Here is a 24,738-nt window from a genome sequence, read left to right on the forward strand (position 1 = left end):
ATTATTGTGATAAAGGGCTTATATATAATGAGGTGTTAAAACTGAATTTCTCGTTGGTTCTATCCATTATTCCGGTCACCGTTATTTGTGCCTTTCTTCGGATATGAGATACTTTATCTATATTTTCTTCTTCTATTTCCAAAAGGGTGACGTTCACATCTACATTCCGTAGTCTCTTTTCATATTTCTCTATCGTTTTTATTAAGGAGTTTTTTACTCCTTCCTCCCAATCGCTGATTTTCACAAGTTGGTTGAACTCAAGGTCCCATATCATGGAACCAAAGTCTTCTCGGCCGATAACTTCCCCATGGTGAGAAAGAATCAGTAGCATGATGTGTTGGGCTATCGATTCCTGATAGGAACACCTTTGCAATTTCTTGGCAACAGCCGATTGCAATTGTAATGGCATTTTCAGGTAAGTCATACTATTCTTTTATTTTATTCTATTTCGCAAATATACTCTTTTCCTTGTTAGATGCCAATAAAATGCTCCTAAAAATTTGACGGTTTCAGAAATAATTCATATATTGCGCACGGTCACAAAACCAAAAGAGAGCTATAAAAAAAGTATGATATTAAAAAGTAAATTCTATGGCAATCTACAATTATGGAATTGGAGGCAACGAAGTAAAAGTCGATGCGAACGAATCCATCGCGGAAATCCCCTCCAACCGAACTTTGATAGTTCAAAAACTGACAGATGAAGCTCCTGCGGCTCCGGAAAGCGTGTATGGTTTGGAAACCATTGAAGATGTGTTCCAACGTTTTGAACCAACAGTTGACTTATGCCACGTGGATGCGGAAGGTAATGAAATCAAGGAAATCATGACATTCACCGGACTTGGAGACTTCGGAGCCAAGAAGATTAAAGAGAAGAGTGATTTCTTGAGTAAACTTGACATTGAGAAAGAGCAGGGTGTCAGAATAACTCGCCAGCTTACTTCCAACCGCGCTTTACAGAAAGCACTTGAAAATCCGGAAGTCAAAAATGCCATTATGGACGTGATTGAATCATCAATCGAGGAGATTCTGGCAAATCAAAAGAAAGTAGAACTTTAATCTTTTACTAAGATGAAGCAGGAAACTCAACAACAGACAGCCAGTACGACAACCTCACAGAAAGTCGTATCACAACAGGCGCAAAAGTCATCTGCATCGGCAATAGACAAACTCAAAGAATTTGGTGGCTTCGCTTTTCTTGAAAATATCATAGATGGGTATTCCAATCTTAATCCGGCACGAAAGGCCCGTCGCAACATCTTCCTCACGGATGAACAGTGGGAAAATGAACGTAAGGCCTTGGTTAATCGCTTAAGCGTATGGCTCAAACTCTTACGTGAGAATGACACTGCCGAACAAATGCGGGACAAGGCCAAAGAAACCGCAGAAAACGCCGAGAACCTTCTTAATCATAACTTGAAGAATGCTCTTGCCAGGACACGGGAACTTGAAAGCGCATATCGCACTATTGCGTTCTTTTACAAGAACACGGAAAGTGATAAGGTGAAGAATGTCACCATTGTCAATGCGACCATGGAGCAGCTTCAGGATTTGGACAATACCATTTTCGCTGACCACATTAGCAACGAACTCAAACAGAATTTTGACCGTCTTGACCTGCGTCGCAACTACTCCTTGCTTGTCGTTCCTGGATATATAGGCTCAAATGCCATTTTGGATAAGTGGTCTAAAATGGCATACGAGAACAAGGTTTTTCTTGTTACAGACTTCCAAGACCTTGAAACTCCGGACGATGTAGTAGATATATTCTTCAATGCCAATCATACGAGTGGAGATGTGTTCAAATCGAATACTATTATGACCTGTAACTGGTTGCTTGGTCGTCAAAGAGAGGAAAGCGTTGGAGAAGAAGAAAATCTTTATATTCCGCCATCTTCTTCACTTGCCGGAAAAATATACAACACCTTAATGTCTCAGGTAGTAGCCGGAAAGAAATTTGGTGGACTTAATGAAGTAGAAAGTGTACGCTTCGACCTTCGCAAGAGCGAGATTTCAGAGCTTGAACGTATGGGGCTTGTGCCGATGGTGAACGAGTACAGCAAGGTTATGGCTTTCTCCGCCAAGACATTATTTAATGGAGATAATCTTGGCTTGCAGACCTACTCCGTAGTTCGTGTATTCGACTATATAACGAAGGTACTGATTGACTTCCTGAACCGTCGGGCATTTGAAAATTGGACTACTCGCACGGAAGCAGATTTACGTGGTCAGGTTGTGAAATTCCTCGATAGTGTAATGGGACCGAACAAACTCATCGAACGCTTCAAGGTTATGAAGATTGAACAAGACCCGAATCAGAAAGACCGTGTGCTTCTTGACATCCACATCACACCGTATTTCCCGGCAAAAAGCTTCGTGATACAGCTTGCCGGTCATAAAGGCGATAATCCGGAGGATGCTATTTGGGAAAGCGAATATCATCAAGAATAGTATTGAATAATTTTAAATTTACAGATGGGCATAGTTATGCCCATCTGTAAATCATTTATCAGGGTCATGTGTTGCTGAAATTATATGTCTTATTATTGAAATCTTTACTTATATGAAACTCCGAGATGTGGATATTATTATTTCTGGTACAAAAACTGGGGATACCTATTATGCAAAATCTTATCCATGCAGTGATATGGATAAGAATAGCAAAATAGAGCTCTATGGAGTCCCTGTATATTATGTCTATATCAAAGGTACTGATGATAAAGGTCAAAGTGTAAAATATACATGGAAAGCATTACGCTTCATGCCGTATTATAACCCACCAAATTTTAGTTCTTATAAAACAATTGGATGGGTTAATAGTGGCTTGCATAAGCTCAATAGGCAGCCTGCACCAGAATATAAAAAAGCCTATGAGGTACATAATACATATTCTCAACATAATGGTGCAATAGTTCTAAAAGGAACTTTTTACATTCACGCTGGTCCTGAAGATCTTACTCATATTGGATGGGGAGCAGCAGGGTGCGTTGAAATAATAGGAAGTTTTAGTGAGTTTAAAGATCAAGTAAAAGAATTATCGGGGTCAACTCAAGTTGATGCGGATAGTGCAATTTCTGAATTAGTTTTTTATAAAAAACTTTATATAGAAATTGAATATGCTACTCCACCCAATATTAAAGCGAATTTTTATAAAGAAGTTAGTATAAAAAGGAGATAAGATTTATGTGTAACATAAAATATATACTATGTACTATATTTTGTATGTGTGCATATCTTCATGCTGCTGCAATCTGTAGCGATAGTATATCTGATAAGTTTTCATATAAGGTACTTGAAAATTTCAATTATTGTTGGGATAATAATAATATTGTCTATGAGGATACTAATTCCAAAGATACTGCTTTATTTGTCTCGTCTCATAAATACATAATCTCTCCTATTTTAAACGCTTTTTGTAATAATGTGAACGAACAGACAGAGTTGGCTAAGATCGGATATTGTTGTAAGCATTATCTCATTAAAGTCCCAAATAAATCAAAGAAAAATATACAATATTACTCTATAGAAATCAATATTCTATCTAATATAAAGAGTCATGCCCCCATAACCTCAAAAATAGAAGAATTAAAAAAACAGGACTATGCGATTATTGATATTATATCAGAGGCTCCTGTTATGTGTCTTGTTTTTGTGGAAGCTGATTATTTAGTAGCCGTAACTTATAATATGTTCTATGATTTTGATGATGTATTATCCTTTTCGAAATTCTTTGTAAAAGAACACTTCTCAACAAAATAATAAGATGTCATTACACAGTGAATATAAAACGTAATACATCCTCTTTCAAAGAAAAAATAGAGTTTCATTTTTCGATATATAATGCTTCTTCATTCTTATAATTCTCACATGAATAATCCAACATGAAGTTTTCTTTATATGAAATCATTAGGGTCTCATTTAAATTGACTTCTCTTATCGCAACCGGAAACTATCAGGGATTTAATGTAGATGTGCAGCAAGTTTTCTTCGTGTAGTGAGTGTTCTTTTTTCAAATTGGAGATTTTCCTATAATATAGCAATAAATAAGTAAATTAATACGTCTATTATTGAAATGCAAATTTATTGGTAAACGTAGTTTTTATATTCTGTCTATTGTTTGTAAAGCATAAAAATGTATATTTGCAACAGACCCAATTGCTCTATATCAAAACAAATGAAAAGAGAATGGAATAGCTGTATAAATACTTACAGCCTACCTTGGGATATTATCGTCAATTCAGAAAAGAAGAAGTTTATCGAAAGCTAAAATAAAAATATTTCCTTTTACTGATTTTTGCAGATTTATTTTTATAACATACTATATAATAGTGAAACAGAAAGAAAAGAAAGCTCGAAATAGGAGGACAAATGAACAAATAGACAAGGAGGTAATATCCGAACTTGAAAAGCTTGTAGCTGAATATGGTTTTGGTAATGTCAATTTGAGTGCATTGATGAAAGCTGCAAACATAGAAGCTAATGTGTTTTATAGAAGATACGGCTCAATGGAAAACCTTTACGACAGGCTTGCCAAGCAGTATGATTTCTGGATCAATGATACTATTGACGTTTCCAGCCTGAACATATTGGGACCTAAAAAGTTTTTTGCGGAAACATTCAAGACCCTTTATAGGAACTTGTCTGATAACACTGTAATGCAAAAGTTGTTACTTTATGAAATGTCGGTTATTAATGAAACGACAAAGAGAACAGCAGAAACACGGGATATTATGAATCTAAATTTGATTGCGTTTTATGACAATCTGTTTAAACCGGCGAAAATCAATATTAAAGCTATTATGGCGAATCTGATTGGAGGAATTTATTATCTGATACTTCATAGGAGGTGTGCGAAAACCTGTACAATAGATTTTAGTACTCAAGAAGGGGAAAAGGTCTTTTTCGAATGGATAGATTTTCTAACAGATGCCATTTTTGACAAACTGGAAGCGTATGAAAGGAATAGAAAAGCAGCTCAAGAAATGTTATCAGACGGCATAAGTGAGTTTAAAATATGTAAATACATGGGCATCAATAAAAATGACTTAAAAATGTTACTTTCAAATAGCCATAGAAATTCACGAGAACTTTCAAAGGAAAGCTAAAAATTTTATTTATAGTACATATCATATTGATAAGTAGAATACCATAAAATATTCGCAAAGCTCCATTGCTGCGTAAATCCCTATCCGGATACTTTGTATTAATAGCGGTCATTATCTGTATGGCCGTCGTGTGTATCTATGAACATATAAGTGATTATGGACTTAATAGTCTAATCAGGTCATTGGAGCAAGGGGTATTTGACGTTAGCTATTGTCGGTTACTTTTATAATTTTTTTCTATATCCCTCTGTATAAGGACTGATAGGCTGCTACAAGAAAAATCTGACACGCTTTGTGTAGCGCGTTACATAAAATGCGTCAAGTTATTTTTCAAAGGGTACACGAACAGACTTGAAATTGCGGATAATGATATAACTATATCACTATTCACAGTTTCAAGGTAGTCTTTGGAGCTTAGTCCTGCATGTCCGTTCTCCTGTTTTATTATTCCCTGCTTTAGCGTTTTCTATTCCTTTTTTATATACTTCTATTTATCGCTTTTCTGCTGCCGTGCAACCTGCCGTGGATTGAATTTTTCCGCGAAGGTAATCGCCAGTCCCAGTCGTGTCAATGCCGGCATTCAGCCGCAAGTGAAGCGCAAAAATCTTCCTCTCCGCTGGTGAGCGTATTTTTCCTCTTCAGCCTTGCCAGATTGTTCCTGCCGCCTTTGGATGCAGAAAAAATCATCCCGGAGGTCGCAAACAGGCCGAACAGAGGGAAATAAAGAATATTTATAAACTAAGGTAACGGTAGGATTAACCACCTGCCACAAAAAGAATTTATTATGTTATACGTTCACACAATTGGTCGCATTGGCAAGGATTGCCAGGTTATTACTGGAGCACACGGTTCATTCATTGCATTTGATATTGCGGTAGATGACTATTCACATGGAAACAGCATCACTACTTGGGTAAGGGTACGGAGTAAGAAAGAGAACCATATTCGACTATCCGAATATCTTACCAAAGGACGGTTACTGCTCATTGAAGGGACACTTTCAGCTTCACTGTGGAAGGATAAGGATGAAAACTGTCAGATTCAACTATCCATTACGGCAGACGCATTGGAGTTCATCAATACCGGAAAGCGTGAGGGTACAACTTCAGAAGCAGAGAGTCCGACAGATGCCGCAAGTAATGTACCTGTACCACCGGTAGCTATGCCGCAAGAGGACAAGGAAGACTTGCCGTTCTGATGATGTGCATATAGTATTGAACAACAATAAATACTAAATGTAGTATTTACTAATTATAGTAAAGTAGGAAGTTAGTGAGTTACCTATTACTGAAAGTAGTATTTACTACATTTAGTCTATTAGTATTTTAGTATAGTAGTAAATACTAAAATACTCTTTTTAGTAAAATAGTATATACTAATTATAGTATTTACTAAGAATAGTATTATCTTTGTATCGCATATAAAGACATCAAATTATGACAAAAATTATAGCTGTTTTGAATCATAAGGGTGGGGTTGGCAAGACAACTACCACCATCAATCTTGCCGCTGCTTTGCGACAGAAGAAAAAGCGTGTACTGGCTATCGACATGGACGGGCAGGCAAATCTTACAGAATCGTGTGGTCTCTCCATTGAGGAAGAACAAACGGTGTATGGGGCAATGAGAGGTGAATATCCCTTACCGGTTATCGAACTGGAGAACGGACTTGCTGTTGTGCCGTCCTGTCTCGACCTGTCGGCGGCAGAATCCGAACTGATAAACGAGCCGGGACGTGAGTTGATACTGAAAGGTCTGATTACGAAGTTGCTTGACAGTCGGAAGTTTGACTACATCCTGATTGATTGTCCACCTTCACTGGGCTTGCTGACACTCAATGCCCTTACCACAGCGGACTTTCTGATTATTCCGGTGCAGGCACAATTCCTCGCCATGCGCGGAATGGCGAAGATTACAAGCGTAATTGAGATTGTCAAGGAACGCCTGAACCCGAACCTGAGTATTGGTGGCATTGTTATTACCCAGTTTGACAAGCGCAAGACACTCAACAAGAGCGTAGCTGAAATTATCAATGACTCTTTCTGTGACAAAGTGTTCAAAACGCTTGTACGGGACAATGTGGCACTGGCCGAAGCTCCTATAAAGGGAAAGAACGTCTTTGAGTACAATAAGAACTGCAATGGAGCCAAAGATTATATGGCTTTAGCACAAGAGGTTTTGAAATTAAAATAAGACAATATGGGCAAGAGTGATTTATTGAAAGACAGTATGAAAAGCGGACTGGACGGATTGCTGTCATCCACGAAGAAATCTCCGCAAAAGAAGGAAGCCACACCACTTAAAACTGAAAAAGAGCCTGCGGTACATTGCAATTTCGTTATCGACAAGAGTGTTCATACGCGTATGAAATTCCTTGCTATTGAGAAGAATATGTCATTGAGAGACATTGTAAATGAGGCGATGAAGGAGTATTTGGAAAAAAACGGTAAGTGAGGGTATGTTCCTCGCTTACCGTTCTTTTAAATCTGTGACTTCTGTTAGTACGTTATGCCGATATGTATTGCTACATATCAGTCATTGACAACCCTTTGTATGACAGGGAATAACCTTTGAACTCTCCCGTTGCACGCATGAAAGCGGCTGCTTTCGCTTCCAGTTTTTCCATGTCGATATTTTCGGCCTTGCGTTTGACTTCGAAAAATGTCGCCGTATCGTCCAGTTCGTTTTCAGCTACTATGTCTATTTCGTTCTCACCCTTGCGGTCCCACCAGCCTCCGATACGCGTATAGACTTGCCGTTCTATCAGTACACGCTTAAAGTAACGTTCAAGCATCAGACCGCTGAAAGTTTCATAATCCCGACCTATAATCATCTTCACACTTCCATAGTTCTCTATCTCCAGCATATAGCTGTACTTGTAGATGAAGCGGAACCAGAACGTGAAAAAATTATCCTCGATGACATACCGGACATTCTTGGCGGAACTCTTCTCGAACAGCGGTTGCTTCTTCGATATGATTTCGTATTCTTTTTCCAGCTTGGTAAGATAACCGCCGATTTCCTTGCCTACCACGTTTTCAATTTCCGAACGGGATGTTTTTCCTCGTGCAATGGCCGATAGTATGGAGAAATAGATTCCGTAATCCTTGCCGAACTCTTCGATAAGAATCGCTTTACCCTCGCCCAAAAATATGGAGTCGGCCTTTATAATCTGGTCGAGCATAGTCGTTTTGGCTGTTGCTCCTGCATCCACGAGTAGTTGTACATACTTCGCCACACCGCCCGTGAAAGCGTACAATGCCAGCAGATCTTCCGCCGTGTAGCCGGGGTTGTATTCCGAAAGAATATCTTTCAGAACAGTTGGGGTAAACGGACGCACAGTCATAAAGCGCGACTGCCGGTTATACAACGGCTCTTTCTTATCCTTGAATATCTTTGTCATCATGGAATAAATCGAACCACAGACAATCAGGTTAATACGGGACTTCGGGCTGTATAGATCCCAGATGCGCTGCATATCGCTGAACACCGATTTGTTCACACGGAAAAACTCCTGGAACTCGTCGATAAAGAGTGTGATGGGACGTTCTGCCGAAAGTTTCATCAGGTACTCGAACACATCGGTAAAGTGCTCGGCCCGCCCCATGGTTGGGACTCCCAACTTGTTCTCTATTTCAAGCCGGTAGTCCTCACACAAATCGCCTTCGGCTTTCCGGGCAACAAAGAAATAGAGAATCGGTTCGTCCTCGTATGCCTTCCACACGAGTGATGTCTTACCGATACGGCGACGTCCCGTTACCACTGTAAACTGAGCATTGTTTTTGGCCATTTCGCGAATCTTGCGAAGAGAGGCTATTTCTTCTGTCCTGTCAAAAAATCTCATATCCTTATCCTTTTTTATTGCTGTTTCCGAAACGTCTGTTTCCGAAACGTCTGTTTCCGAAACGGCTGTTTCGTTACTGCAAAAATAATGCAAATTTCTGGTAAAACAGGCAATTGATACAGATTTATTTAGCGAAATGGCTCAAAGGATTTTTATCTGGTAAGTTCCATTCCTGTTTTACACCGTCTGGTCTTACGTCCTTCCGCTTGTCCCGTTGTATCGTTAATCATCCCTTTATAGTTCCATCCGTTTTACCATCCGCCTTTCAGCGTATTCTTCCTTTTCTATATTCTTTTAATGCCACTCATCCGGTCCATTCCTGCCATCACCGGTTGGTTTTCCAGACGCAAAGGTGGACTGCCGCGCTTGATTCCGTCGCTTTGAAGTGCATTTCCTATAAAATTCTTCCTTTCTGCGAAAGAGTAATTTTCCGGAAAAAGCGTCGGAAATCGCTTATTCGTCAGTCCTTGTAAAGCATCTGTAAATCCCAAGCGGTTCAGGCAGAAAAGAGAACCGAACAAAGGGAAAATAAAAAATTAAATATTAAAACCAATTAAATTTTTATGATTATGGAAGCAACAGCAATTCAATCAGTAGAGAAAAACATCACAATGGTAGCATTGGCAAACGTGCAGCCGAGCAATTACAACCCACGTAAGAATTTTGACGAAGCGAGCCTTGCAGAACTTTCCGAGAGTATTCGTCAGCAGGGTGTGTTACAGCCTATTGGAGTACGCCCAATAGAAGACAACCGCTTTGAGATTGTTTTTGGAGAACGCCGATATCGTGCCTCCCTCATGGCAGGATTGGAAGACATTCCGGCTGTCGTTATGGAAATTTCAGACGAAGTTGCCGAAGAAATGGCGGTAACTGAAAACCTCCAGCGCAAGGATGTTACCCCGATAGAGGAAGCAAATGCCTACCAAAAGCTCATTGATAGTGGTCGCCACGATGTGCAGTCTTTGGCGGTGCAGTTCGGTAAAAACGAAAGCTATATCCGCACACGCCTTAAATTCGTTTCCTTAATGCCCGAAATCGCACAGCTTTTGGAACAGGACGAAATCACAATCAGCGTAGCGAGCGAAATTTGCCGTTATGGGGAAGATATTCAGAAAGAGGTGTACAACAAGCATCTTAAAGAGGGGGTGCAGTACAATAGTTGGCGAGGAATGAAAGCCTCTGATGTTGCACGGAACATCGAACGGCAATATACCACCGACTTGGAGCGATACGCATTTGACAAGACCCTCTGTCTGTCGTGTCCTCACAATACAAATAATATGATGTTATTTTGCGAGGGTGGTTGCGGAAATTGCGCCAATCGTACTTGCCTTGCTGAAATGAATGCAGCATATCTCACGGAGAAAGCCGTGCGCCTTATGGAAGAACGCCCTGAGGTATCCCTCTGCTATGAAAGTTTCAACAGCAATGAAGCCGTAGTAGAACGTCTTACCGCCATGGGTTACGAAGTGGAAAGCCTTAACTATTATGCAAAGGCATATCCCGAACAGCCCGAAGCACCCCGAAAAGAAGAGTACGACACCACCGAAGAATACGAACAGGCACAGAGCGAGTTCGAACAGGATTTGAACGATTACACGGAAGAATGCGAAGAAATCCGTACCCGAAGTGAAGCAGGTGAAATCATCCTTTATTTCCGTATTGAGAGCAAGGACATCGTACTCTGTTATGTTCCGAAAGTTACCTGTACTACCAATGACACAAAACAGGAGCAGACGCTTTCACCGGTAGAGAAGTTGGAAAAGCAAGACAAACGCAACAAGGAAATTGCCCTTGAAAAGACTGTAGAGGACACAAAAAAACAGATTTTGGAGGTTGATATGTCCGATTGCAAGTTTGGGCAAGACGAGGACAAGATGATTTATTTCTTCTTGCTATCATCCCTCCGCAAAGAGCATTTCGAAGCGGTAGGTATCGAGGAAAAAAAGCCTTATTCCTACCTTACAGATGAAGAAAAGATAAACATCATTGCCAACCTCACGAGCAAGCAGAAAGCGATTATTCGCAGGGATTTTCTAATTGCTAATTTCAAGAACGCATACGGCAACAATGCCATTGCATCCCTCTTGCTTGACTTCGCACAAAAACATATGCCCGACCTGTTGGCAGACATCAAGAACGGACATAATGAAGTGTATGAGAAGCGTCACCAACGTATCGAAGAGAAAAAAGCCGTTCTTTTGGTGCAGGAACAAGCAAAGCAGGAAGCGGAGCAATCTGACAAACAGCAATCCGAAGTAGGGATGCAGACCGAAGAACAGCCACAAGAGGAAGATATTGCAGCTTAACCATAATCAGTAACCAACGAATAGAGGGTGGAGTAATCTGTCCTCTATTCGTTCCTAATTTGTAATTAGATTAAGGTGAAGATGTTCACGGACAACTGCTCCAAACCGTTGTCGGGCGGCGCGTCTGCCGGGCAAACCCGCCATCCGCGCGATTATGCCTTTTCTATCCCATTTATAGCTACCTCCCGATACCCCGCCGCCACCCGTCTTCATTTATACCTATCAGTTTCCTCCTTTTTATCTTTTCCATCTTATTCCTTCTCCGGTTCCTTCCTGTCCTCGCCGGTTGGTTTTCCAGACGCGAAGGTGGACTGCCGCGCTTGATTCCATCGCTTTGAAGTGCATTTTTATAAAATTCTTCCTTTCTGTGAAAGAGTAATTTTCCAAAAAAAGTGTTGGAAGTAGCTTGTTCGTCAGTCCTGTAAAGCATCTGTAAATCCCAAGCGGTTCAGACAGAATATAGAACCGAACAGAGGGAAGAAAAATAAATCATTAAAATTTCATGACAATGGACAACATCAAAGAAAGCAAAGAGTACAAACTTGCCAAAGAATGGGAAATGGCAGTGAATAGTTTTAGTTTCAATCCCAAGCGTTTTGCAGCCGCTATACCTGATATGCACCCCACACTGCAACAGAGCCTCTATAGATTGTTTAAGGAGTGCATCATTGTGATGGCGGATGAGACACGTCGCTATGATGACCGCAATCGTGCATCACATGAAGAAGCAAAGTGTCTTATGGAATACCTCAAGACAAATGGAAAGCATATCCCATTAAAATAACAAGCGTATGAAAACACAAGAAGTACAATTTGGCGGCAATAACTATCCTTGCCGTGTGGTGGAATCCAACGAGGGTGAAGAACTCCTTATCGGCTCGATTACCTTGCTTGATGCCCTTCAGCCCGGTAGTTTCAACGATGAAAACGAAGGCTTCGCAAGCAAGGAAGCCGAAAGAATCTATGATGAGGTTTTCTTCTTTACCGACATGGCAAACCTGCGACTGACAGACGTAGAATTGGTTGCCGAACTGAAAAAGGACAACCCGGAATGGTTCGAATAAAAAAACAATAATCATCTTAAAAATAGCATAGTTATGGAAAAAGAGTATGTAATACAAATAGCACAGACCATTCAAGAGCAGTTGATAGGACTTACCCCTATGCCCGTCCTCATGTCATGGGGTATCGCAGAGTTTGCAGCCACCATCTTCAAAGACCTGCCTGCACTTCGTATCAAAGTAAACGGACTGTTACACACCGGATACGTCATTATTGCACTTAATGGGTCGGACTATTATGAGGTATATCTGTTGAAAGGCAAAGATGCAGAGTGTGTCAATGAAGAAGTTTGTTACAACGAGTTAGGGGATGTCATTGACAGGGCAATTGAATGCGGTACTGACAAAGAGGAATACGAAAAAATTGCCATCAGCAACTCACCCAATTATTAAGCAGGTAGCTCTCCTGATAAACCAGAAGAAGAGATTAGTTAGTAGTAAACCGCCAGTACGATTGTACTGACGGTTTTTGTTGTTTTTATTTACATTATATGTCAGACAGCCGGATTTTTATTTCGCGTTGCGCTTATTTTGAACGTCTTTTATCATCTCTTTCACATCTTGCCCCACTTGTACGAAGTTTTTATATAGGATGCGCTCCCGTTCCTCTCTCGACTTGAAAGTGTAGAACTTCGGCAGCGGCACATACGCCGCTTCTTCTTTCTTGATTTCTGCCATATCAAAATCTGTTTTGCAGAAGAACTTTGTAGTCTTGAACTCTTCCGATTCTTGAATATTCATTGAACCGCCCATACCTGTTTTCGTCTTCACAAAGTCCCGTGCCGTCTGACCGCATATCCATCCGGTTGCCATATCCGAGATTTTCGAGGCAGGCACAAGGTTATCCATATTCTCATTGAGATTGATACTTGTTTTGTCCCGGTCAATAGTCACGCCTTTTTTGACCTGGACCACCTTGCCGAAGATGTCATTGGACAACCATTCCAGCGTTTCTTTGGCACGTGCCGAGCCGCTTACCACATTACCTACCGTCGTAATGATCTTTTGCATACCTACCTTACCATAATCGGCTTCCAGTTGCGGTAGTTCCTGAAAGCCGAGCGTTACACTCACCTTATTGCTTCGCGCTGTACCTATCAGACGGTCTATTTTGTGAAAGTAGAGTGTCGGTAACTCGTCCACTATAATACTCACAGGAATATTTTTCCCCTGCCCGGTATTCACACGGGTAACGAGACGGTTTAGGATAAGAGCGTTCAATGCACCGATGATGGATTCCATTTCCGGGTCATTTGCAATCAGCAGGTAACTCGGATTCTTCGGGTCACTCACCTTCAGGTCGAAGTCATCGCCATCCCGGTGGAATATCCAGTAGCTCTCTTTGGTTGCCAGACGCGAGGTATAAACACGTAACGTGCCAATCATACCCTCCAATTGTTCCATTGCCTTATTTTTGAAAGCTGTCTGGAATGGACCAAGCAGCGGAGCAACCTCATTGTCAGTTTCCAGTACCTCGAAAATCGTCTGATAACTTTCATTCAAGAATGACAGAATATGTGGCATGTCCGAATACTTTCCCAGCCAGTAGGCAGGTTCCACGATATTGCCGCCTTCACGGTCGCGCACGATACCTGTCGGTTTCCAGAATTTGGTCTGCGGATCTTGCTGTCTTTCCGCATATAGAGGCTTGCCGTTGGCATCGTAGGGTTCACGTTCATAATTCACGAAGAAGTAGATACAAGCGGCAAGGAAGTTTACCGCCGAGGTTTGGAAGAACTGGTCGCTTCCGCCGCCTCCCTCTTTCTTACCCTTTTGTAGGCTTTCCAATAATGTTTCCGCCGTTTCGCTGGCCGCCGCAAGATTGTTGATGTACTTTGCCTGAATTGGATTCACCCGACGGCTGTACTCCACATCCACAAAATTAATCATGTTGAACTTGCACCCTTGGGGTACTCTGCCCAGTTTCTCGTTCTTCTTGTAATGGTAGTAGAGCTTGGTCGCCAATGTAGGAAACTTGTAGTCATACACCACCATGGCAAAACCTTTGGCCGAATGCTGTCGGATAAACGGCTCTATGATACTGAAAGTCTTACCCGATCCCGGTGTTCCAACTACCCATGTTCCTCGAAAGCAGTTGCTTACAGAAATCCACCCCTTACGGAATTTACCCTTATAGTAGTATCGCATGGGGATATTTACGCTGTATTCATTCTCGACTTTTTCTTCACATTGTTCAAAACTTTCATTCTCGAAGTTGAAACGGTCTTTCATCAATCCCTCCTTGATGAACTTTGAAATGTTGTCTAATGCGATATGTACCAGTACTACGCCAGCAATGGAGGCAATCATATAGAGAATGATATTCAGAGGTAAGGTATAAAGCCTTGTTTCCATCGTATGGCCGAACAGCCATACGGAGAGTACGAGCAGCAATAACCCACTCGTCAATGGATACACCACCTGCCGGCGTGCGTTGAACTCCAGATGCTTCTTGTTCCGCGTTCCGACACAAGTGATGCAGATAAGCAGTACCGTTGCGATTTTGCTGTACACAAGATTGCCGTCGTGGTAAATCATCCATTGTTTGATGCGTCCGTGAATGTCGGTCAGTATGCCGCCCCAGTGGTCGAGCATTGCAGGGTCAATGGCATATTCAAAGAACTCCAGCAGCACGGACACATATACCACTGTGCGGAATATTTTATAGAACCCTTGCAATTCCTTACTTTCTTCCATAAGTCAGTCTGTTATTAGTCCTTGTTTTCTACGATACCAATGATTACCTACTCTGATTACATCCATACCGAACCATGCACCATTCTCGTTCAGTTTTGTTTTTATCTTATCAAGTGTTACCGGACCGATACCCCAGATTTCCATGAGATATTGCTCGTTAAGATGAATCAGGTCTCCGATATATAATATTCCATGAGATTCAAGATGGCTTTTGATGGATGGGGTAATACCCAAACTGAATACCGGTTCCGAGAGATAGTGTACTTCTTCTGCCTGAATGTTATTCAGGGCTATTTCAAGCCCCACTTTGATTCTTTTGAGAGAATCAAGGCGTTCTTGCATCTTTTGGATGACAAGCTCGTCTTGCTGTATCTCATTGCGTAATTGGGTTGCTCTCTTTACAAGTTCGGCATTACTTCTTTTCAACTCTCCGTTAATATCCGCCATTGACAGATTACTTGTTTCAAGCTCGTTTCGTGTGCGGTCTAATTGCGTGACAAGTTCCTCCAGTCTGTCGGCATGACGCTTCAAGATTGAATTTTTTTCATTATCGGCAGTCATTTCGTCCAAAAGGTAGCCGAACCTTTTAATTTGAAAATTAATATCTTCTTTATCCGATGCTATGGAATCTGCGAGTTTTGCCAGTATTTGTCGGCATGAATTACCTTTCATGGACTTATACATGAGGACAATTCCCAATATCATCAATGCTATGCTGAAAAATATATCCGTATCTTTCATATCTTTCTATCTTTTATTCGTTTATGGTAATTATGGGGCGTACTCTGTGCGCCTGTACTTTAGGTGTTTCCTGCATTGCACCGCTCCCCATGGAATAGAGCCATGCCTTGGCTGTCTGTTGCTTTTCGACTTCTGTGGATGTCCAGTACCAACAGTCGTTTTCATCCAGTGGTAACGGCTCACCGCCACATTGTTCGATGACAGGGTTGATTATCTTTCGCATGGTGTAGAGCAGCCGCATCTCTGCCACGGACGGTACATAGGCACTCTGCCCGTACCGCCATAGGTCGAAAACCGCTTCTGCCATTGGCGAAGCGGTTTCTTGTGTATCATACAGTGCGAATGTATTCTCATTGCCATCATAAGCCATGATGTCAGCCGATGTGCCTTGTGCGATGCCGAGGCTGTCGGCGAATGCCTGTGGAGCAATGTCCCACAGGTAAACTGCATAACCGTCCCCCTCCGTATCTCCGCATTTTTCGGTATCGAAGACCACCGCTATCGCTTTTTTCCCCGATTGTTCATATTGTGCGTAAGGCAAGGCTGTTCCATCCTCGCAGAGGATATGTCCTGGACGAACTGCTGTATCGGGTACGTCTATATGCGTGTCACAGGCAGCGCAAAGCACGGCAGCCGTTGCCGCTGCCACCAAATGTATCTTTCGTATCATATTGCTTTCTTTTTTGTTTCCCTATTTTATAGGTAGTTTCACACCCAGCACGACACCTGCTCGCAGCACGTCCGCACCTTTTATCATCACATCGCTTTTCACTTGCCAATACAGTGTCCATCCGGCCCGTAGCACATAGTTGTGTTCGTAACCGAAGTGCAGGCCACCGAGGAACTTATTCATGTCGCTTCCGGCTGAAGCTCCGATACGCAGACTGCCATAGTGGTTGCGTCCCCGCGTCATGCACGGCTTGTAGGCCACGCCAAAACCGTAGCTGCGGTAGTTTCGCCAAAATGATTCCGGGCAGATATGCCCGCACGAAGCGCACTCTGCCCATTGTAGATAGCCGTTGACGAAGAACTCCCACATATGGCGATAGTTCATTTCGTGTTCGTAGGCGAGCGTTATATCCATGCCGTTCTTGTAGAGTAGTCCTGTGCCAAGCGAGAGGCGTCCGCTACCTTGTTGTGCATTTGCACTTGCAGCGATACACACGCAGGTAATTATCACGATGATTGTCTTTTTCATAGTCATTCCTCCTCCAATAAATCTGCATGGAACGAATCTGCCGCCAGTATATCCTCATAGTCGATGTTCAGACTGATGTTACGGCCACTAATCTGTTTCTCCGTCATTTCGATGGTCAGTAGCTTGTCATTGGGAAAGGTCATCTTTTTCACGACAATCACATTCCGATAGCCGTGTCTGAATGTCTTGCCCGATTCCAGAACCAGGGCAGGTGTCAGTTCGATAGTCTGTGCGTTGGTTGCCTTGGCGAGTTTCTTGTCTGTCAGCTTTATCCGTATCTCATCAATGTCAAAACGGATGTTCGTCTTGTTCTCGATGGAAAAGTCTATGAAGAAGTAGTCACCCACCGAGTAGATATTGTTCAGACGCATCACCATGCGGTGTGCTTTGGTAGCTACGTTGCGGATTTTTGCAGGTGAGTTCCAGATGCGCCGTGCATGATGTGTCATGTCGGCAGTGGACATTGAGACTGCCGGATTGTTGTACGCATTACGCTCTTGTAGCAATATCTCCTTATCTGTTACTGCCTCTTTCATCCTTGTGGTATAAATCAGTGCGTATTGTGTGCGGTATCGTTCCGTCACAATGGTGACGATGGCGAGTATTTCACCATCCTCGTGTCCGCTTTCCTTGGGCTTTAGGCGAATGATGTTGTCAATGGGCTGATCGCCCGCCACCTTGTCAGTGGAAATATCCACGAAACGCACCGGTTCCGATGCCGTGATGACAGTTGTTATCTGTTCGTTCACCGTCAGTTGTTCCATTTCTTCGTAGGTAGTTTGTGCGTTAGCTTTCGGTAAAATGGAAATACCTGATAGAAGCATAATGCCAAATAAATTCCTTTTCATTGAAATACAGAGTTATAATTGAAAATTCATGATTGCTTTATTCTCTTGCGAATTGATATTTGCCTTATCTGGGATGTCATCCTGCATACAACTTGGAGATTTGTCCGTAACATCTATCTGTTCGAATATGATTTGTTTCGGAAGTATTTTATGGCAGAAATAGCTGCTGTTGAACGGTACGTTTTTCCCTTTTCCGAACTGAATACGTTTATCGAACATGAGTAATTCCAGATCAGTATTCTGGAAAAGTCGGCAGGGTGCTACGTTGTTCAGCCAATAGTTGGACATCAGCAAGGCGAATGGTTTTCCGAGTTTCAGACAGCGTTCAAAGACTTCCACCTTCCGGCTGAAAGGAGGATTGGATACGAGTATATCCCATTGGGACGGTTCATAGTTGAAAAAATCCTGTCCGTTATAGATATGGGAATACACGACATGGAAACCGGCATCCTTGAATTTCTGCACAAACTCACTGCGCTTCGTATCGAAAGGACACCAGACTATCTTGCCTTCGGGTATATATTTGATAATGGGTAATACACCATATCCCGGTGTATATTTTTCATCTGTCGGATTCCCGTATAATTTTTTTAAGTAGTTTGAAGATTTCATAGGCACATGATTAAAAATATTTATATTGATTTCTTTTCCCTATTTCGCTTCATTTCTTTATCTGCCTGGCACGCGCCCAAGTACAACGTCCCGTCCGGGTCATTTGGATTTCACATTGCCAAAGAGTGCCCTTCTCCACTGTTTTGAAATTAACATTCCCGTATCTTGGTCCGTAAAAACCGGTATGTTTTTGAAAAGCGAATAAGGCAATCCTCCGTCTGTCTTCTGTTCGGAAGTTGCATATTAGGGCAAACTGCCCTCTGTGATGCCACCATTCGGTACTCACAAGTTTTCCGATAAATGTTTCGGCTTTATTTGGGGCTATATAGTCCGCATAATAAAGCCCATCCGTACCTTTGTGATATTCTGATAAATCTGTTTCCATGTCATCATCATTTTAATTCCTTTTTTCCTGTCCGTTCACTAAATACACGAAAGTTCCGTATTTCAACTTGACTTTGTTTTTCTTGATAGCTTTGCTAATGGCATTGCTTGTTTTCTGGTAGGCATTGTTCACCGCCTGCATCCCCCATTGTGCAAGGCTGTTTCCTGTTGTACTTCCCATACTCATGTTCATATTGCCCGACATTGCCCCGCTTGCTACATCCTTGCTCGTTTCCCGGAATTGGCTGTTGGGCACATACAGCCCCTCCATGCCATCTGTATCATAGAGTGAGAGACTCACTTTCACCAATTCGTCATTCACGAGGATGCTGCTGATATTACCTTTCACGCGCCCGGATGAGAATCCGCTTACCGTAGCGTACAGGTATGTTCCCCTTGCTATCACACACTCGCCAATCTCCACATCGTCAAGCAGGCGCAACCTCACGCGCGAGCCGTCCACCGCTTTGATGTTCTCGTCAATGATGGCTTGGATGAGTTTCGGTTCACGGACATTCTTCGACAGTGTGTTAAAGTAGTCCGAGGTTGTCTTCACCTTGCGTACCACCTCGCTGGGCGGTTCGTCCGCTGATGGCGTTTTCACAGCCCGGCTCTCTTCGTTGATGGTTCCGGAGGCTGCTGCTCCTTGTGGTGGAGCAATGTTGGCCGTGTCCGTTTCTGCCGGGGGTACAGTCGCGTTTTGCCCTCTCAGTCTCGCCTCTGCGAGTGCTTTTTCCAGTTCGGCAAGTGCTTCCTGTTCTCGTGTCTTGGCAGAGGCAATTTCCGCTGCCGCAGCTTTTTCCTGTTGTTCTTCCGTGAGCAGGTCGATGTCGTCCTGCGTGTATTTCGATTCATACTCTTCCTTGTTTTTATCGGGTTCTTCCCGGTCTATGTTATCTACAGCGGAGTAGTCTTGTATCTTACCCCATGATTTCGCCATATTCTCGTATTTGCTGCCTATGCCATCGTCCTTGATCTGTGCCCCCGGCAATTCGGGGTTCAGGAACTCCGTCGTCTGCAACGCCTTGTCTTGTATTTCTATCGTTTCTGTCTGAAACAGGTCGAAGATGAAATAAGACGTGCCGAGCAGGGGGAAATAAAGGATGGCGGGAAGCATATATTTCGGCTGGCGAAAATTGATTTTCTCCAATATCTTCATTATACATCTTTTAATTGAGTTGTACATATTTGCCTTCAATGGCACAATTTCTCAGTATCTCTGCGTTGTCTTCTCCGAAAGCTAATAGGATGCTACCGCGACTGGGAGAGTCACCTCGTGCTCCGCCTGGTCGGTAGAATCGGATGCGGTGGCGTAGGAATTTCATTCCCGTCGCTTTTGGAAAGATGACGTCCTGAAACATTTTGGAATCGCAACGGTTGAATAATAATGCAATGCCGTTGCCATGTTCTGCCAATTTCCGGACGAATAGCTCGATAAGAGGACGCGAATAGGGAGGATTGAGCCACACACGCCCTTCCCATATCTGGGACAACCCATCTATGTTCTGGTCATACATGACCTCGGCAGTCGGCCACAACGGATGGATGGGAGCGCAAGGGTCAAGGTCGAATTTGCCCAATGCGTCCAGTATCTCCTTTGGCGTGTACCATTCGTCTGACGAACGGACTGATTTTTCAAGCCGTGTATTCATAAGTACTCTTTTTACTATGGTTTGTCCCCTCTGTTTTTATGTTCCCTTATTTCGACTTCCTGCAACAGCTTGTGCCGTTCCCGAAGCACTGAATCCTGCTTTTCCGTCGCCGTGCGACTTACCGGACTGTGTCTGTACACAGTTACCAAGCGGTAGGCGTTCCATACGAAAGCTCCGATGACGAATGTAAAGACGATGACCAGAAACAGCGTCCGGTGTGCGTTGGCAAAGCCCTGCACCTTGGCCGCCGCTTGGTCGATGCGTGTCGCCTTGGCGAATTTATGCCCGGCCTGCACCTCTCGCTCGTAGCGTTCCTTGTACTGCGGGTCATCTTTGTCCGGCATCTTCTCGCCGAACAACATCCGTTTGAATCCTTTGATATTCATATCTTTGGTGATTTAATAGTTACTCTTTGTTTTTTGCTCGATATCTTTGTTCAGCAATGTGCGCCAGTTTACTATGAGCAGTCCATGCGGATTATTGTCCGTTCTCGGCACACGTTTAAGTTGCCCTGCCGTAACCAGTTCGCGCATCAGGATATTACTCCGGCGCTCGATTCGCTGCCGACCATAGTAGGTGAACTCCATATTCTTTTTGTCAAAGGAGATACTGTCACAGAATATCGAGAACACCGCGCTCGTACCCAATATATTGGAGTAAAATCCCTTTTCCTTGAGGGTATTGTACTGTGCCAGTCCCGTCTCATCGACCAGGTACATCGCTTTTTCCATCGTATAGCGGATGTATTTGTCGTCCGGTGCGAGAGTAAAAAAGTAATGGTGGAACATTTCTACGTGGCTCTTGGCCTCCACGTCCAGTGTTTCGTCCATCGTCGTGCGGGTTACGAGTATAGGTACATTTCCGTCCAGCACATACACCTTTTTCTGCGCGTCCGTCACCATTGTCCGGGCAGTCCAGATACTTGATACGCTGATGATGATACACCCTGCAAGAAAAGCAGTGCAGATGATGCCCACCAGTCGGATTTTATTCTCCAAATGTTTGATGACCATATACCTTTATTTTTTCTTGTTAGACAATCGTGTGTATTCGTCATGTAACATTGTCATGACTGTATCATGCAACTCCGTCAGAAATTTTTCGAACTTCCCGTCAAAAAGCTGTGTGTAATCTTCCCGCATGATTACATGCACGAATATCCACCAGACACGGCGGTTTCGATTCTTGGCATTTTTCTGCAATTTGACCAGTTGCAGACGATAGGTAAGGTAAGTCATCATAGGGACAATATATCGGTTGTCCCATGTAATGGCTTCGTCCAGTTCTTCATATTCCGGATCAATTCGGTGGTTAGGTGCATAAACGAGTTCTTCGCTTATGCGTTCATTTGCATAGTGCACGAAACGCTCGTTCCTGCACCATTTCTCAATTTTCTGTTGTACATTCATCTTTTGGATATTTAATATTAGGTTTATCATTATCTCATCATCGAGCCGATACCGCCCGTAGCCGTCATTTTGGCCTGCTGCGCCACACCTTCTCCAAAGTTCCGTGTAGAGAAGGCCGTGTCGCCTTCAGGTATCATCCATGCTGCCAAGTCCGGCACGAGGTTTAGGCATTTCAGTGCCACGATACTTGCCGCCATCAAGTAGCCGGCGGAGAAGAAGCTGTTTTGCAAGTAGGCCGCCATTGTCTGTTCGCTTGCTGTGATTGCCGTCAGGTTTTCTACCTGTATGCACAGTACAATGTCGAATAACAGTAGCACATAGAAGCCGACGAAGTAGAGCATTGCACCATAGAAATGTACTGTCAGATACCTTATAAGCCACTTCGCCCATGCACCTTCCCATTTGGGCAACAGCGAGAACGCCCATTGTATAGGTCCGAATATTGTTAACATGCCCAGTAGGATTTGCTGGCAATAGATGGTTGCCCACCATCCGATACGATACACAATCAGAGCGATAAGCATGATGATTTTGTCGATACCTACGATGACTCCTGCCGTCAGTGAGGTAAACCACAGTTCGGCTGCGTCTTTCTCCATCTTCGTCACTTCGTCCACTCCGGTTTGTTCCATGGTCGCTTCTACCAGATTCGGGTCGGAGGTACCCGTGTGAGCGACATCTGCCTGTGCTTGCAAGCTTTGGTACATCGTGTCACGTACATGGATAAGTTGCTGCACTTCCTCGAATTTGTCCGCTATTTGGGTGGCTTCTGCCTCGTACAGATCATGCGTGTACGAGCCGATGCAGTTCGGGATGTAAGACAGGAAGTCAAGGAAACACCAACTGCTCCCACTGCCAGCCATACCCGTGTCTGCTGGCGGATACCACCAACAGAGGATGATTGAAACAGCCAAAGGACGGAACAGCTTCAGCACATCCAGTGGCTCATGTTTCACCATCATCTTGTACGCCATTCCCGCTGCCATCACAATAGCGAACAGGGCAGCCAGTGCCATGCACATTTGTAGTATCCACCAGAACGGTCCCTGCGAGCCGGTAAAAGTCGCATCAGTCAGGAACTCGTTCGTTTGAAAAATCACATCGTCTATTTCTTCTTCAAGGATATTAATACCGAAATCCGAGAGTATATTTCCGTCTGCCATACGTTTTTGTTTTTTCAGTTCCCTTTGTTTACTGTTTCATCTCCGTCGCCGCTGCCACCCGTGTTATTGCCTGATTGCGGGCCGCGCACGGCAAAGCGCGATTCGTGCCATCGGTTCACCGCATCGCGGACAATACTCTCCTTATCCAGAGTACGGTCAGCGGTAGCATTCAGTAGCGTACTTGTTATCGTAGTATTCTGCCGTTTGGCAAGGTAGCCGACAAGGATTTCGTTCTGTCGAGTTATATCTTCGTATATGCGCAGATACTCTTTCTTCCGCTGTGCGTTGGGCATATAGGCATCTTTCGTTGCATCAATGGCGCACTGGTAGATATGGTAATATTCCGTCCATCTGTCTTTATCCTCCGGTGTCCCCCCGACAGGCAAGATACGGTCTATGTTTCGTTTGAGCCGTACCATCTGTCCGTTGACCTTATCGCCTTCAGCGACCCATGCGATGTCCGCTTGACGGTCAGCCACGTTCAAGGCTTCTATCTTTGCCCGGCTCACCAATGCCGAGTCGATGGCTTCAGCTTCGTCCGTTTGGTTGTATAGGTTGACGCCCGCCAGTGTGCGGAACGACAGTTTGTTCTTGACTGCTGCCGACTTTTTATACTTGTTGTGCAGTATGGAATAGTAGAGGTCGGGCGAGAGTGCTCCCGTACCGGTTTCCATTACTGTTACTTGGTTTTGTTTCGGCGAATCGTGGTTATAGGTCACGGATTGTGCCTTTGCCGCCGTGGTTGCAATTATTGTAACCGTCACGAGTAAGAGTATTCTGTCCATATTTACTTTCGGTTATTTGTTATTAATCTTTCAATACTCAATGTGCTTCAATCAGTTAATCACCAGTATTATTCCACATTTCTTTTTATATTATATTCATTTCTAATCCTTTCCTCTCCCCGCAAGAAGTGCATATCATCCTTTTCAATACAAATACATTTTCTATTCGTATGAATACAGGCGATTGCAGTGCTCATGCTTCCAGAGGCAAAATCAAGGACTGTGTCACCCTCTTTTGTGTATGTTTTTATCAGATATTTCAACAATGCGACTGGTTTTTGATTAACATGAATCGTTTTGCCCTCTGATTCCGCAGTTTTAAAATATTTCACACTTCGTGGGTATCTCGTTCCTTTGTTTTCATTTCTGAATGTAGGATTTGGTACCTTGTTTACTCCTGTCCAGTTACTTCCTCTCTTTGTACGATTCTCATAAGGCTCACCTTCCTCCATGATTGGATAATAAGGAGTTCTGCCGTTACAAAAGATACTGATTAGCTCATGCGCTTTTAGAGGTTGCTTTTTAGCAAGAAGGAAATTGCTTGCTTTTGACTTTTCCCATACCCAGTCATATTTAAATTCGGCTAAATTGCCACAGCGTAAAAGGCTGCTGAACGGTTCGCTGCCAAATAAAGCCGTAGGCGCATTATCCTTTCTCACTCTTCTAATCTCCTCCCACATTTTCGAGAATGGTATTATCTTATCCCATTGCGAGGCTGTAATTCCAAAAGGTGGGTCGCATAGAACTAAATCAATACTTGATTCTGGGAGAAGAGGCATTACTTCAAGGCAATCGGCTTTATATAGCGTAATGTCTTTTTCAAAAACGATCTTTTTCATTACATCTTTTATTAATGTCCATTTGCCTCTTGGTTATAGGCCAGATAGACTTGTTTGTACTTAAAGTTTCTTTCTCTGTTTGTACTTCTCCG

30 protein-coding genes are annotated in these 24,738 nt (G+C 43.2%); 12 read left to right on the forward strand and 18 right to left on the reverse strand.

The annotated features are described in order from the left end of the window. Position 1: 1 nt before the first annotated feature. On the reverse strand, positions 2 to 424 hold the full coding sequence (locus DW036_RS02835; RefSeq protein WP_004310150.1) for a GPW/gp25 family protein: 423 nt from the start codon (positions 422 to 424) through the stop codon (positions 2 to 4). A 167-nt stretch (positions 425 to 591) separates the two neighbouring features. Between DW036_RS02835 and DW036_RS02840 the strand changes: the two genes are divergently transcribed. The 8 genes from DW036_RS02840 (at position 592) to DW036_RS02875 (ending at position 7,558) form a co-directional block, all read left to right on the forward strand. Continuing rightward, the gene (locus DW036_RS02840; RefSeq protein ID WP_004310151.1) at positions 592 to 1,059 is read left to right on the forward strand and encodes a hypothetical protein; all 468 of its coding nucleotides are present in this window, start codon (positions 592 to 594) and stop codon (positions 1,057 to 1,059) included. A 12-nt stretch (positions 1,060 to 1,071) separates the two neighbouring features. Further along, positions 1,072 to 2,451, forward strand: a complete 1,380-nt coding sequence (locus DW036_RS02845) for a DUF5458 family protein (protein ID WP_004310152.1) — start codon at positions 1,072 to 1,074, stop codon at positions 2,449 to 2,451. Between the two features lie 112 nt (positions 2,452 to 2,563). Beyond that, entirely contained in the window at positions 2,564 to 3,178 is a 615-nt protein-coding gene (locus DW036_RS02850; protein WP_004310153.1) for a hypothetical protein, read from the forward strand. A 5-nt stretch (positions 3,179 to 3,183) separates the two neighbouring features. Beyond that, positions 3,184 to 3,759, forward strand: a complete 576-nt coding sequence (locus DW036_RS26225) for a hypothetical protein (RefSeq protein ID WP_084819792.1) — start codon at positions 3,184 to 3,186, stop codon at positions 3,757 to 3,759. Between the two features lie 569 nt (positions 3,760 to 4,328). Then, positions 4,329 to 5,105 carry a TetR/AcrR family transcriptional regulator gene (locus DW036_RS02860; RefSeq protein WP_004310156.1) on the forward strand — a complete coding sequence of 259 codons (777 nt, stop codon included), beginning with the start codon at positions 4,329 to 4,331 and terminating at the stop codon, positions 5,103 to 5,105. 784 nt (positions 5,106 to 5,889) lie between these two features. Continuing rightward, the gene (locus tag DW036_RS02865; RefSeq protein ID WP_009017601.1) at positions 5,890 to 6,303 is read left to right on the forward strand and encodes a single-stranded DNA-binding protein; all 414 of its coding nucleotides are present in this window, start codon (positions 5,890 to 5,892) and stop codon (positions 6,301 to 6,303) included. A 238-nt stretch (positions 6,304 to 6,541) separates the two neighbouring features. Beyond that, positions 6,542 to 7,297 carry a ParA family protein gene (locus tag DW036_RS02870; protein WP_009041028.1) on the forward strand — a complete coding sequence of 252 codons (756 nt, stop codon included), beginning with the start codon at positions 6,542 to 6,544 and terminating at the stop codon, positions 7,295 to 7,297. Between the two features lie 6 nt (positions 7,298 to 7,303). Then, positions 7,304 to 7,558: a hypothetical protein gene (locus DW036_RS02875; protein WP_004310159.1), complete on the forward strand. Its 255-nt coding sequence runs from the start codon at positions 7,304 to 7,306 to the stop codon at positions 7,556 to 7,558. A gap of 70 nt (positions 7,559 to 7,628) precedes the next feature. On the opposite strand, the gene DW036_RS02880 is transcribed toward DW036_RS02875, so the two are convergent. Together DW036_RS02880 and DW036_RS25720 are read right to left on the reverse strand one after the other, a co-directional pair. Continuing rightward, positions 7,629 to 8,948: an ATP-binding protein gene (locus DW036_RS02880; RefSeq protein WP_008768657.1), complete on the reverse strand. Its 1,320-nt coding sequence runs from the start codon at positions 8,946 to 8,948 to the stop codon at positions 7,629 to 7,631. Positions 8,949 to 9,232: 284 nt separating this feature from the next. Then, a complete protein-coding gene (locus DW036_RS25720) occupies positions 9,233 to 9,469 on the reverse strand; it encodes a hypothetical protein (protein WP_005777345.1) in 237 nt (78 codons plus the stop codon). A gap of 48 nt (positions 9,470 to 9,517) precedes the next feature. Between DW036_RS25720 and DW036_RS02890 the strand changes: the two genes are divergently transcribed. The 4 genes from DW036_RS02890 to DW036_RS02915 all read left to right on the forward strand — a co-directional run bounded on the left by DW036_RS02890 (position 9,518) and on the right by DW036_RS02915 (position 12,711). After that, positions 9,518 to 11,257 carry a ParB/RepB/Spo0J family partition protein gene (locus DW036_RS02890; RefSeq protein ID WP_165853112.1) on the forward strand — a complete coding sequence of 580 codons (1,740 nt, stop codon included), beginning with the start codon at positions 9,518 to 9,520 and terminating at the stop codon, positions 11,255 to 11,257. A gap of 508 nt (positions 11,258 to 11,765) precedes the next feature. After that, positions 11,766 to 12,041 carry a hypothetical protein gene (locus DW036_RS02905; protein WP_004322070.1) on the forward strand — a complete coding sequence of 92 codons (276 nt, stop codon included), beginning with the start codon at positions 11,766 to 11,768 and terminating at the stop codon, positions 12,039 to 12,041. Positions 12,042 to 12,048: 7 nt separating this feature from the next. Beyond that, positions 12,049 to 12,321, forward strand: a complete 273-nt coding sequence (locus DW036_RS25725) for a hypothetical protein (RefSeq protein WP_004310164.1) — start codon at positions 12,049 to 12,051, stop codon at positions 12,319 to 12,321. 33 nt (positions 12,322 to 12,354) lie between these two features. Next, complete coding sequence (locus DW036_RS02915; RefSeq protein WP_004310165.1) at positions 12,355 to 12,711, forward strand: hypothetical protein; 357 nt, start codon at positions 12,355 to 12,357, stop codon at positions 12,709 to 12,711. Positions 12,712 to 12,828: 117 nt separating this feature from the next. Here the strand turns inward: DW036_RS02915 and DW036_RS02920 are convergent, their stop codons facing one another. From DW036_RS02920 to DW036_RS02990, 15 genes are all read right to left on the reverse strand, one after another. After that, positions 12,829 to 15,015 carry a type IV secretory system conjugative DNA transfer family protein gene (locus DW036_RS02920; RefSeq protein ID WP_004310166.1) on the reverse strand — a complete coding sequence of 729 codons (2,187 nt, stop codon included), beginning with the start codon at positions 15,013 to 15,015 and terminating at the stop codon, positions 12,829 to 12,831. Positions 15,016 to 15,018: 3 nt separating this feature from the next. Continuing rightward, on the reverse strand, positions 15,019 to 15,756 hold the full coding sequence (locus tag DW036_RS02925; RefSeq protein WP_004310167.1) for a DNA-directed RNA polymerase subunit alpha C-terminal domain-containing protein: 738 nt from the start codon (positions 15,754 to 15,756) through the stop codon (positions 15,019 to 15,021). 13 nt (positions 15,757 to 15,769) lie between these two features. Further along, positions 15,770 to 16,426, reverse strand: coding sequence for a DUF1566 domain-containing protein (locus DW036_RS02930; RefSeq protein ID WP_118356357.1), 657 nt, complete (start codon positions 16,424 to 16,426; stop codon positions 15,770 to 15,772). 21 nt (positions 16,427 to 16,447) lie between these two features. Then, the gene (locus DW036_RS02935) at positions 16,448 to 16,960 is read right to left on the reverse strand and encodes a hypothetical protein (protein WP_007218151.1); all 513 of its coding nucleotides are present in this window, start codon (positions 16,958 to 16,960) and stop codon (positions 16,448 to 16,450) included. Further along, positions 16,957 to 17,802 (reverse strand): conjugative transposon protein TraN, encoded by an 846-nt coding sequence (gene traN / locus DW036_RS02940; protein WP_007218152.1) that lies wholly within the window; start codon positions 17,800 to 17,802, stop codon positions 16,957 to 16,959. The genes DW036_RS02935 and traN overlap by 4 nt, the downstream gene beginning before the upstream one ends. Before the next feature lie 12 nt (positions 17,803 to 17,814). Beyond that, a complete protein-coding gene (locus DW036_RS02945) occupies positions 17,815 to 18,414 on the reverse strand; it encodes a hypothetical protein (protein ID WP_007218153.1) in 600 nt (199 codons plus the stop codon). A 49-nt stretch (positions 18,415 to 18,463) separates the two neighbouring features. Beyond that, positions 18,464 to 18,799, reverse strand: a complete 336-nt coding sequence (locus DW036_RS02950; protein WP_004322067.1) for a hypothetical protein — start codon at positions 18,797 to 18,799, stop codon at positions 18,464 to 18,466. Positions 18,800 to 18,811: 12 nt separating this feature from the next. Continuing rightward, on the reverse strand, positions 18,812 to 19,957 hold the full coding sequence (gene traM / locus DW036_RS02955) for a conjugative transposon protein TraM (protein WP_004310172.1): 1,146 nt from the start codon (positions 19,955 to 19,957) through the stop codon (positions 18,812 to 18,814). Between the two features lie 10 nt (positions 19,958 to 19,967). Continuing rightward, positions 19,968 to 20,450, reverse strand: coding sequence for a DNA N-6-adenine-methyltransferase (locus DW036_RS02960; protein WP_004310173.1), 483 nt, complete (start codon positions 20,448 to 20,450; stop codon positions 19,968 to 19,970). Positions 20,451 to 20,464: 14 nt separating this feature from the next. Continuing rightward, a complete protein-coding gene (locus DW036_RS02965) occupies positions 20,465 to 20,836 on the reverse strand; it encodes a hypothetical protein (protein ID WP_004310174.1) in 372 nt (123 codons plus the stop codon). A 12-nt stretch (positions 20,837 to 20,848) separates the two neighbouring features. After that, on the reverse strand, positions 20,849 to 21,463 hold the full coding sequence (traK, locus tag DW036_RS02970; protein ID WP_004310175.1) for a conjugative transposon protein TraK: 615 nt from the start codon (positions 21,461 to 21,463) through the stop codon (positions 20,849 to 20,851). A 6-nt stretch (positions 21,464 to 21,469) separates the two neighbouring features. Next, positions 21,470 to 21,859, reverse strand: coding sequence for a hypothetical protein (locus tag DW036_RS02975; RefSeq protein WP_004310176.1), 390 nt, complete (start codon positions 21,857 to 21,859; stop codon positions 21,470 to 21,472). A gap of 29 nt (positions 21,860 to 21,888) precedes the next feature. Beyond that, positions 21,889 to 23,022: a hypothetical protein gene (locus DW036_RS02980; protein ID WP_004310177.1), complete on the reverse strand. Its 1,134-nt coding sequence runs from the start codon at positions 23,020 to 23,022 to the stop codon at positions 21,889 to 21,891. 14 nt (positions 23,023 to 23,036) lie between these two features. After that, the gene (locus DW036_RS02985) at positions 23,037 to 23,807 is read right to left on the reverse strand and encodes a DUF5045 domain-containing protein (protein WP_005777394.1); all 771 of its coding nucleotides are present in this window, start codon (positions 23,805 to 23,807) and stop codon (positions 23,037 to 23,039) included. Between the two features lie 68 nt (positions 23,808 to 23,875). Beyond that, positions 23,876 to 24,646, reverse strand: coding sequence for a site-specific DNA-methyltransferase (locus tag DW036_RS02990; protein WP_004310179.1), 771 nt, complete (start codon positions 24,644 to 24,646; stop codon positions 23,876 to 23,878). Between the last annotated feature and the right edge of the window lie 92 nt (positions 24,647 to 24,738).

It is taken from the genome of Bacteroides sp. AF39-11AC (genome assembly GCF_003474285.1).
Lineage (GTDB): Bacteria > Bacteroidota > Bacteroidia > Bacteroidales > Bacteroidaceae > Bacteroides.

Excerpts from the sequence above, each read along its gene's own strand:
- DW036_RS02875 (WP_004310159.1), top strand. The coding sequence starts at position 7,304 with ATGGGCAAGAGTGATTTATTGAAAGACAGTATGAAAAGCGGACTGGAC.
- DW036_RS02905 (WP_004322070.1), top strand. The coding sequence starts at position 11,766 with ATGGACAACATCAAAGAAAGCAAAGAGTACAAACTTGCCAAAGAATGG.
- DW036_RS02965 (WP_004310174.1), bottom strand. The coding sequence starts at position 20,836 with ATGAATATCAAAGGATTCAAACGGATGTTGTTCGGCGAGAAGATGCCG.
- DW036_RS26225 (WP_084819792.1), top strand. The coding sequence starts at position 3,184 with ATGTGTAACATAAAATATATACTATGTACTATATTTTGTATGTGTGCA.
- DW036_RS02930 (WP_118356357.1), bottom strand. The coding sequence starts at position 16,426 with ATGATACGAAAGATACATTTGGTGGCAGCGGCAACGGCTGCCGTGCTT.
- DW036_RS02850 (WP_004310153.1), top strand. The coding sequence starts at position 2,564 with ATGAAACTCCGAGATGTGGATATTATTATTTCTGGTACAAAAACTGGG.
- DW036_RS02890 (WP_165853112.1), top strand. The coding sequence starts at position 9,518 with ATGGAAGCAACAGCAATTCAATCAGTAGAGAAAAACATCACAATGGTA.
- traK (WP_004310175.1), bottom strand. The coding sequence starts at position 21,463 with ATGGTCATCAAACATTTGGAGAATAAAATCCGACTGGTGGGCATCATC.
- DW036_RS02870 (WP_009041028.1), top strand. The coding sequence starts at position 6,542 with ATGACAAAAATTATAGCTGTTTTGAATCATAAGGGTGGGGTTGGCAAG.
- DW036_RS02845 (WP_004310152.1), top strand. The coding sequence starts at position 1,072 with ATGAAGCAGGAAACTCAACAACAGACAGCCAGTACGACAACCTCACAG.
- traN (WP_007218152.1), bottom strand. The coding sequence starts at position 17,802 with ATGAAAAGGAATTTATTTGGCATTATGCTTCTATCAGGTATTTCCATT.
- DW036_RS02990 (WP_004310179.1), bottom strand. The coding sequence starts at position 24,646 with ATGAAAAAGATCGTTTTTGAAAAAGACATTACGCTATATAAAGCCGAT.
- DW036_RS02840 (WP_004310151.1), top strand. The coding sequence starts at position 592 with ATGGCAATCTACAATTATGGAATTGGAGGCAACGAAGTAAAAGTCGAT.
- traM (WP_004310172.1), bottom strand. The coding sequence starts at position 19,957 with ATGAAGATATTGGAGAAAATCAATTTTCGCCAGCCGAAATATATGCTT.
- DW036_RS02920 (WP_004310166.1), bottom strand. The coding sequence starts at position 15,015 with ATGGAAGAAAGTAAGGAATTGCAAGGGTTCTATAAAATATTCCGCACA.
- DW036_RS02880 (WP_008768657.1), bottom strand. The coding sequence starts at position 8,948 with ATGAGATTTTTTGACAGGACAGAAGAAATAGCCTCTCTTCGCAAGATT.
- DW036_RS02925 (WP_004310167.1), bottom strand. The coding sequence starts at position 15,756 with ATGAAAGATACGGATATATTTTTCAGCATAGCATTGATGATATTGGGA.
- DW036_RS02935 (WP_007218151.1), bottom strand. The coding sequence starts at position 16,960 with ATGACTATGAAAAAGACAATCATCGTGATAATTACCTGCGTGTGTATC.
- DW036_RS02865 (WP_009017601.1), top strand. The coding sequence starts at position 5,890 with ATGTTATACGTTCACACAATTGGTCGCATTGGCAAGGATTGCCAGGTT.
- DW036_RS02985 (WP_005777394.1), bottom strand. The coding sequence starts at position 23,807 with ATGGACAGAATACTCTTACTCGTGACGGTTACAATAATTGCAACCACG.
- DW036_RS25725 (WP_004310164.1), top strand. The coding sequence starts at position 12,049 with ATGAAAACACAAGAAGTACAATTTGGCGGCAATAACTATCCTTGCCGT.
- DW036_RS02915 (WP_004310165.1), top strand. The coding sequence starts at position 12,355 with ATGGAAAAAGAGTATGTAATACAAATAGCACAGACCATTCAAGAGCAG.
- DW036_RS02975 (WP_004310176.1), bottom strand. The coding sequence starts at position 21,859 with ATGAATGTACAACAGAAAATTGAGAAATGGTGCAGGAACGAGCGTTTC.
- DW036_RS02950 (WP_004322067.1), bottom strand. The coding sequence starts at position 18,799 with ATGGAAACAGATTTATCAGAATATCACAAAGGTACGGATGGGCTTTAT.
- DW036_RS02835 (WP_004310150.1), bottom strand. The coding sequence starts at position 424 with ATGACTTACCTGAAAATGCCATTACAATTGCAATCGGCTGTTGCCAAG.
- DW036_RS02945 (WP_007218153.1), bottom strand. The coding sequence starts at position 18,414 with ATGAAATCTTCAAACTACTTAAAAAAATTATACGGGAATCCGACAGAT.
- DW036_RS02980 (WP_004310177.1), bottom strand. The coding sequence starts at position 23,022 with ATGGCAGACGGAAATATACTCTCGGATTTCGGTATTAATATCCTTGAA.
- DW036_RS02960 (WP_004310173.1), bottom strand. The coding sequence starts at position 20,450 with ATGAATACACGGCTTGAAAAATCAGTCCGTTCGTCAGACGAATGGTAC.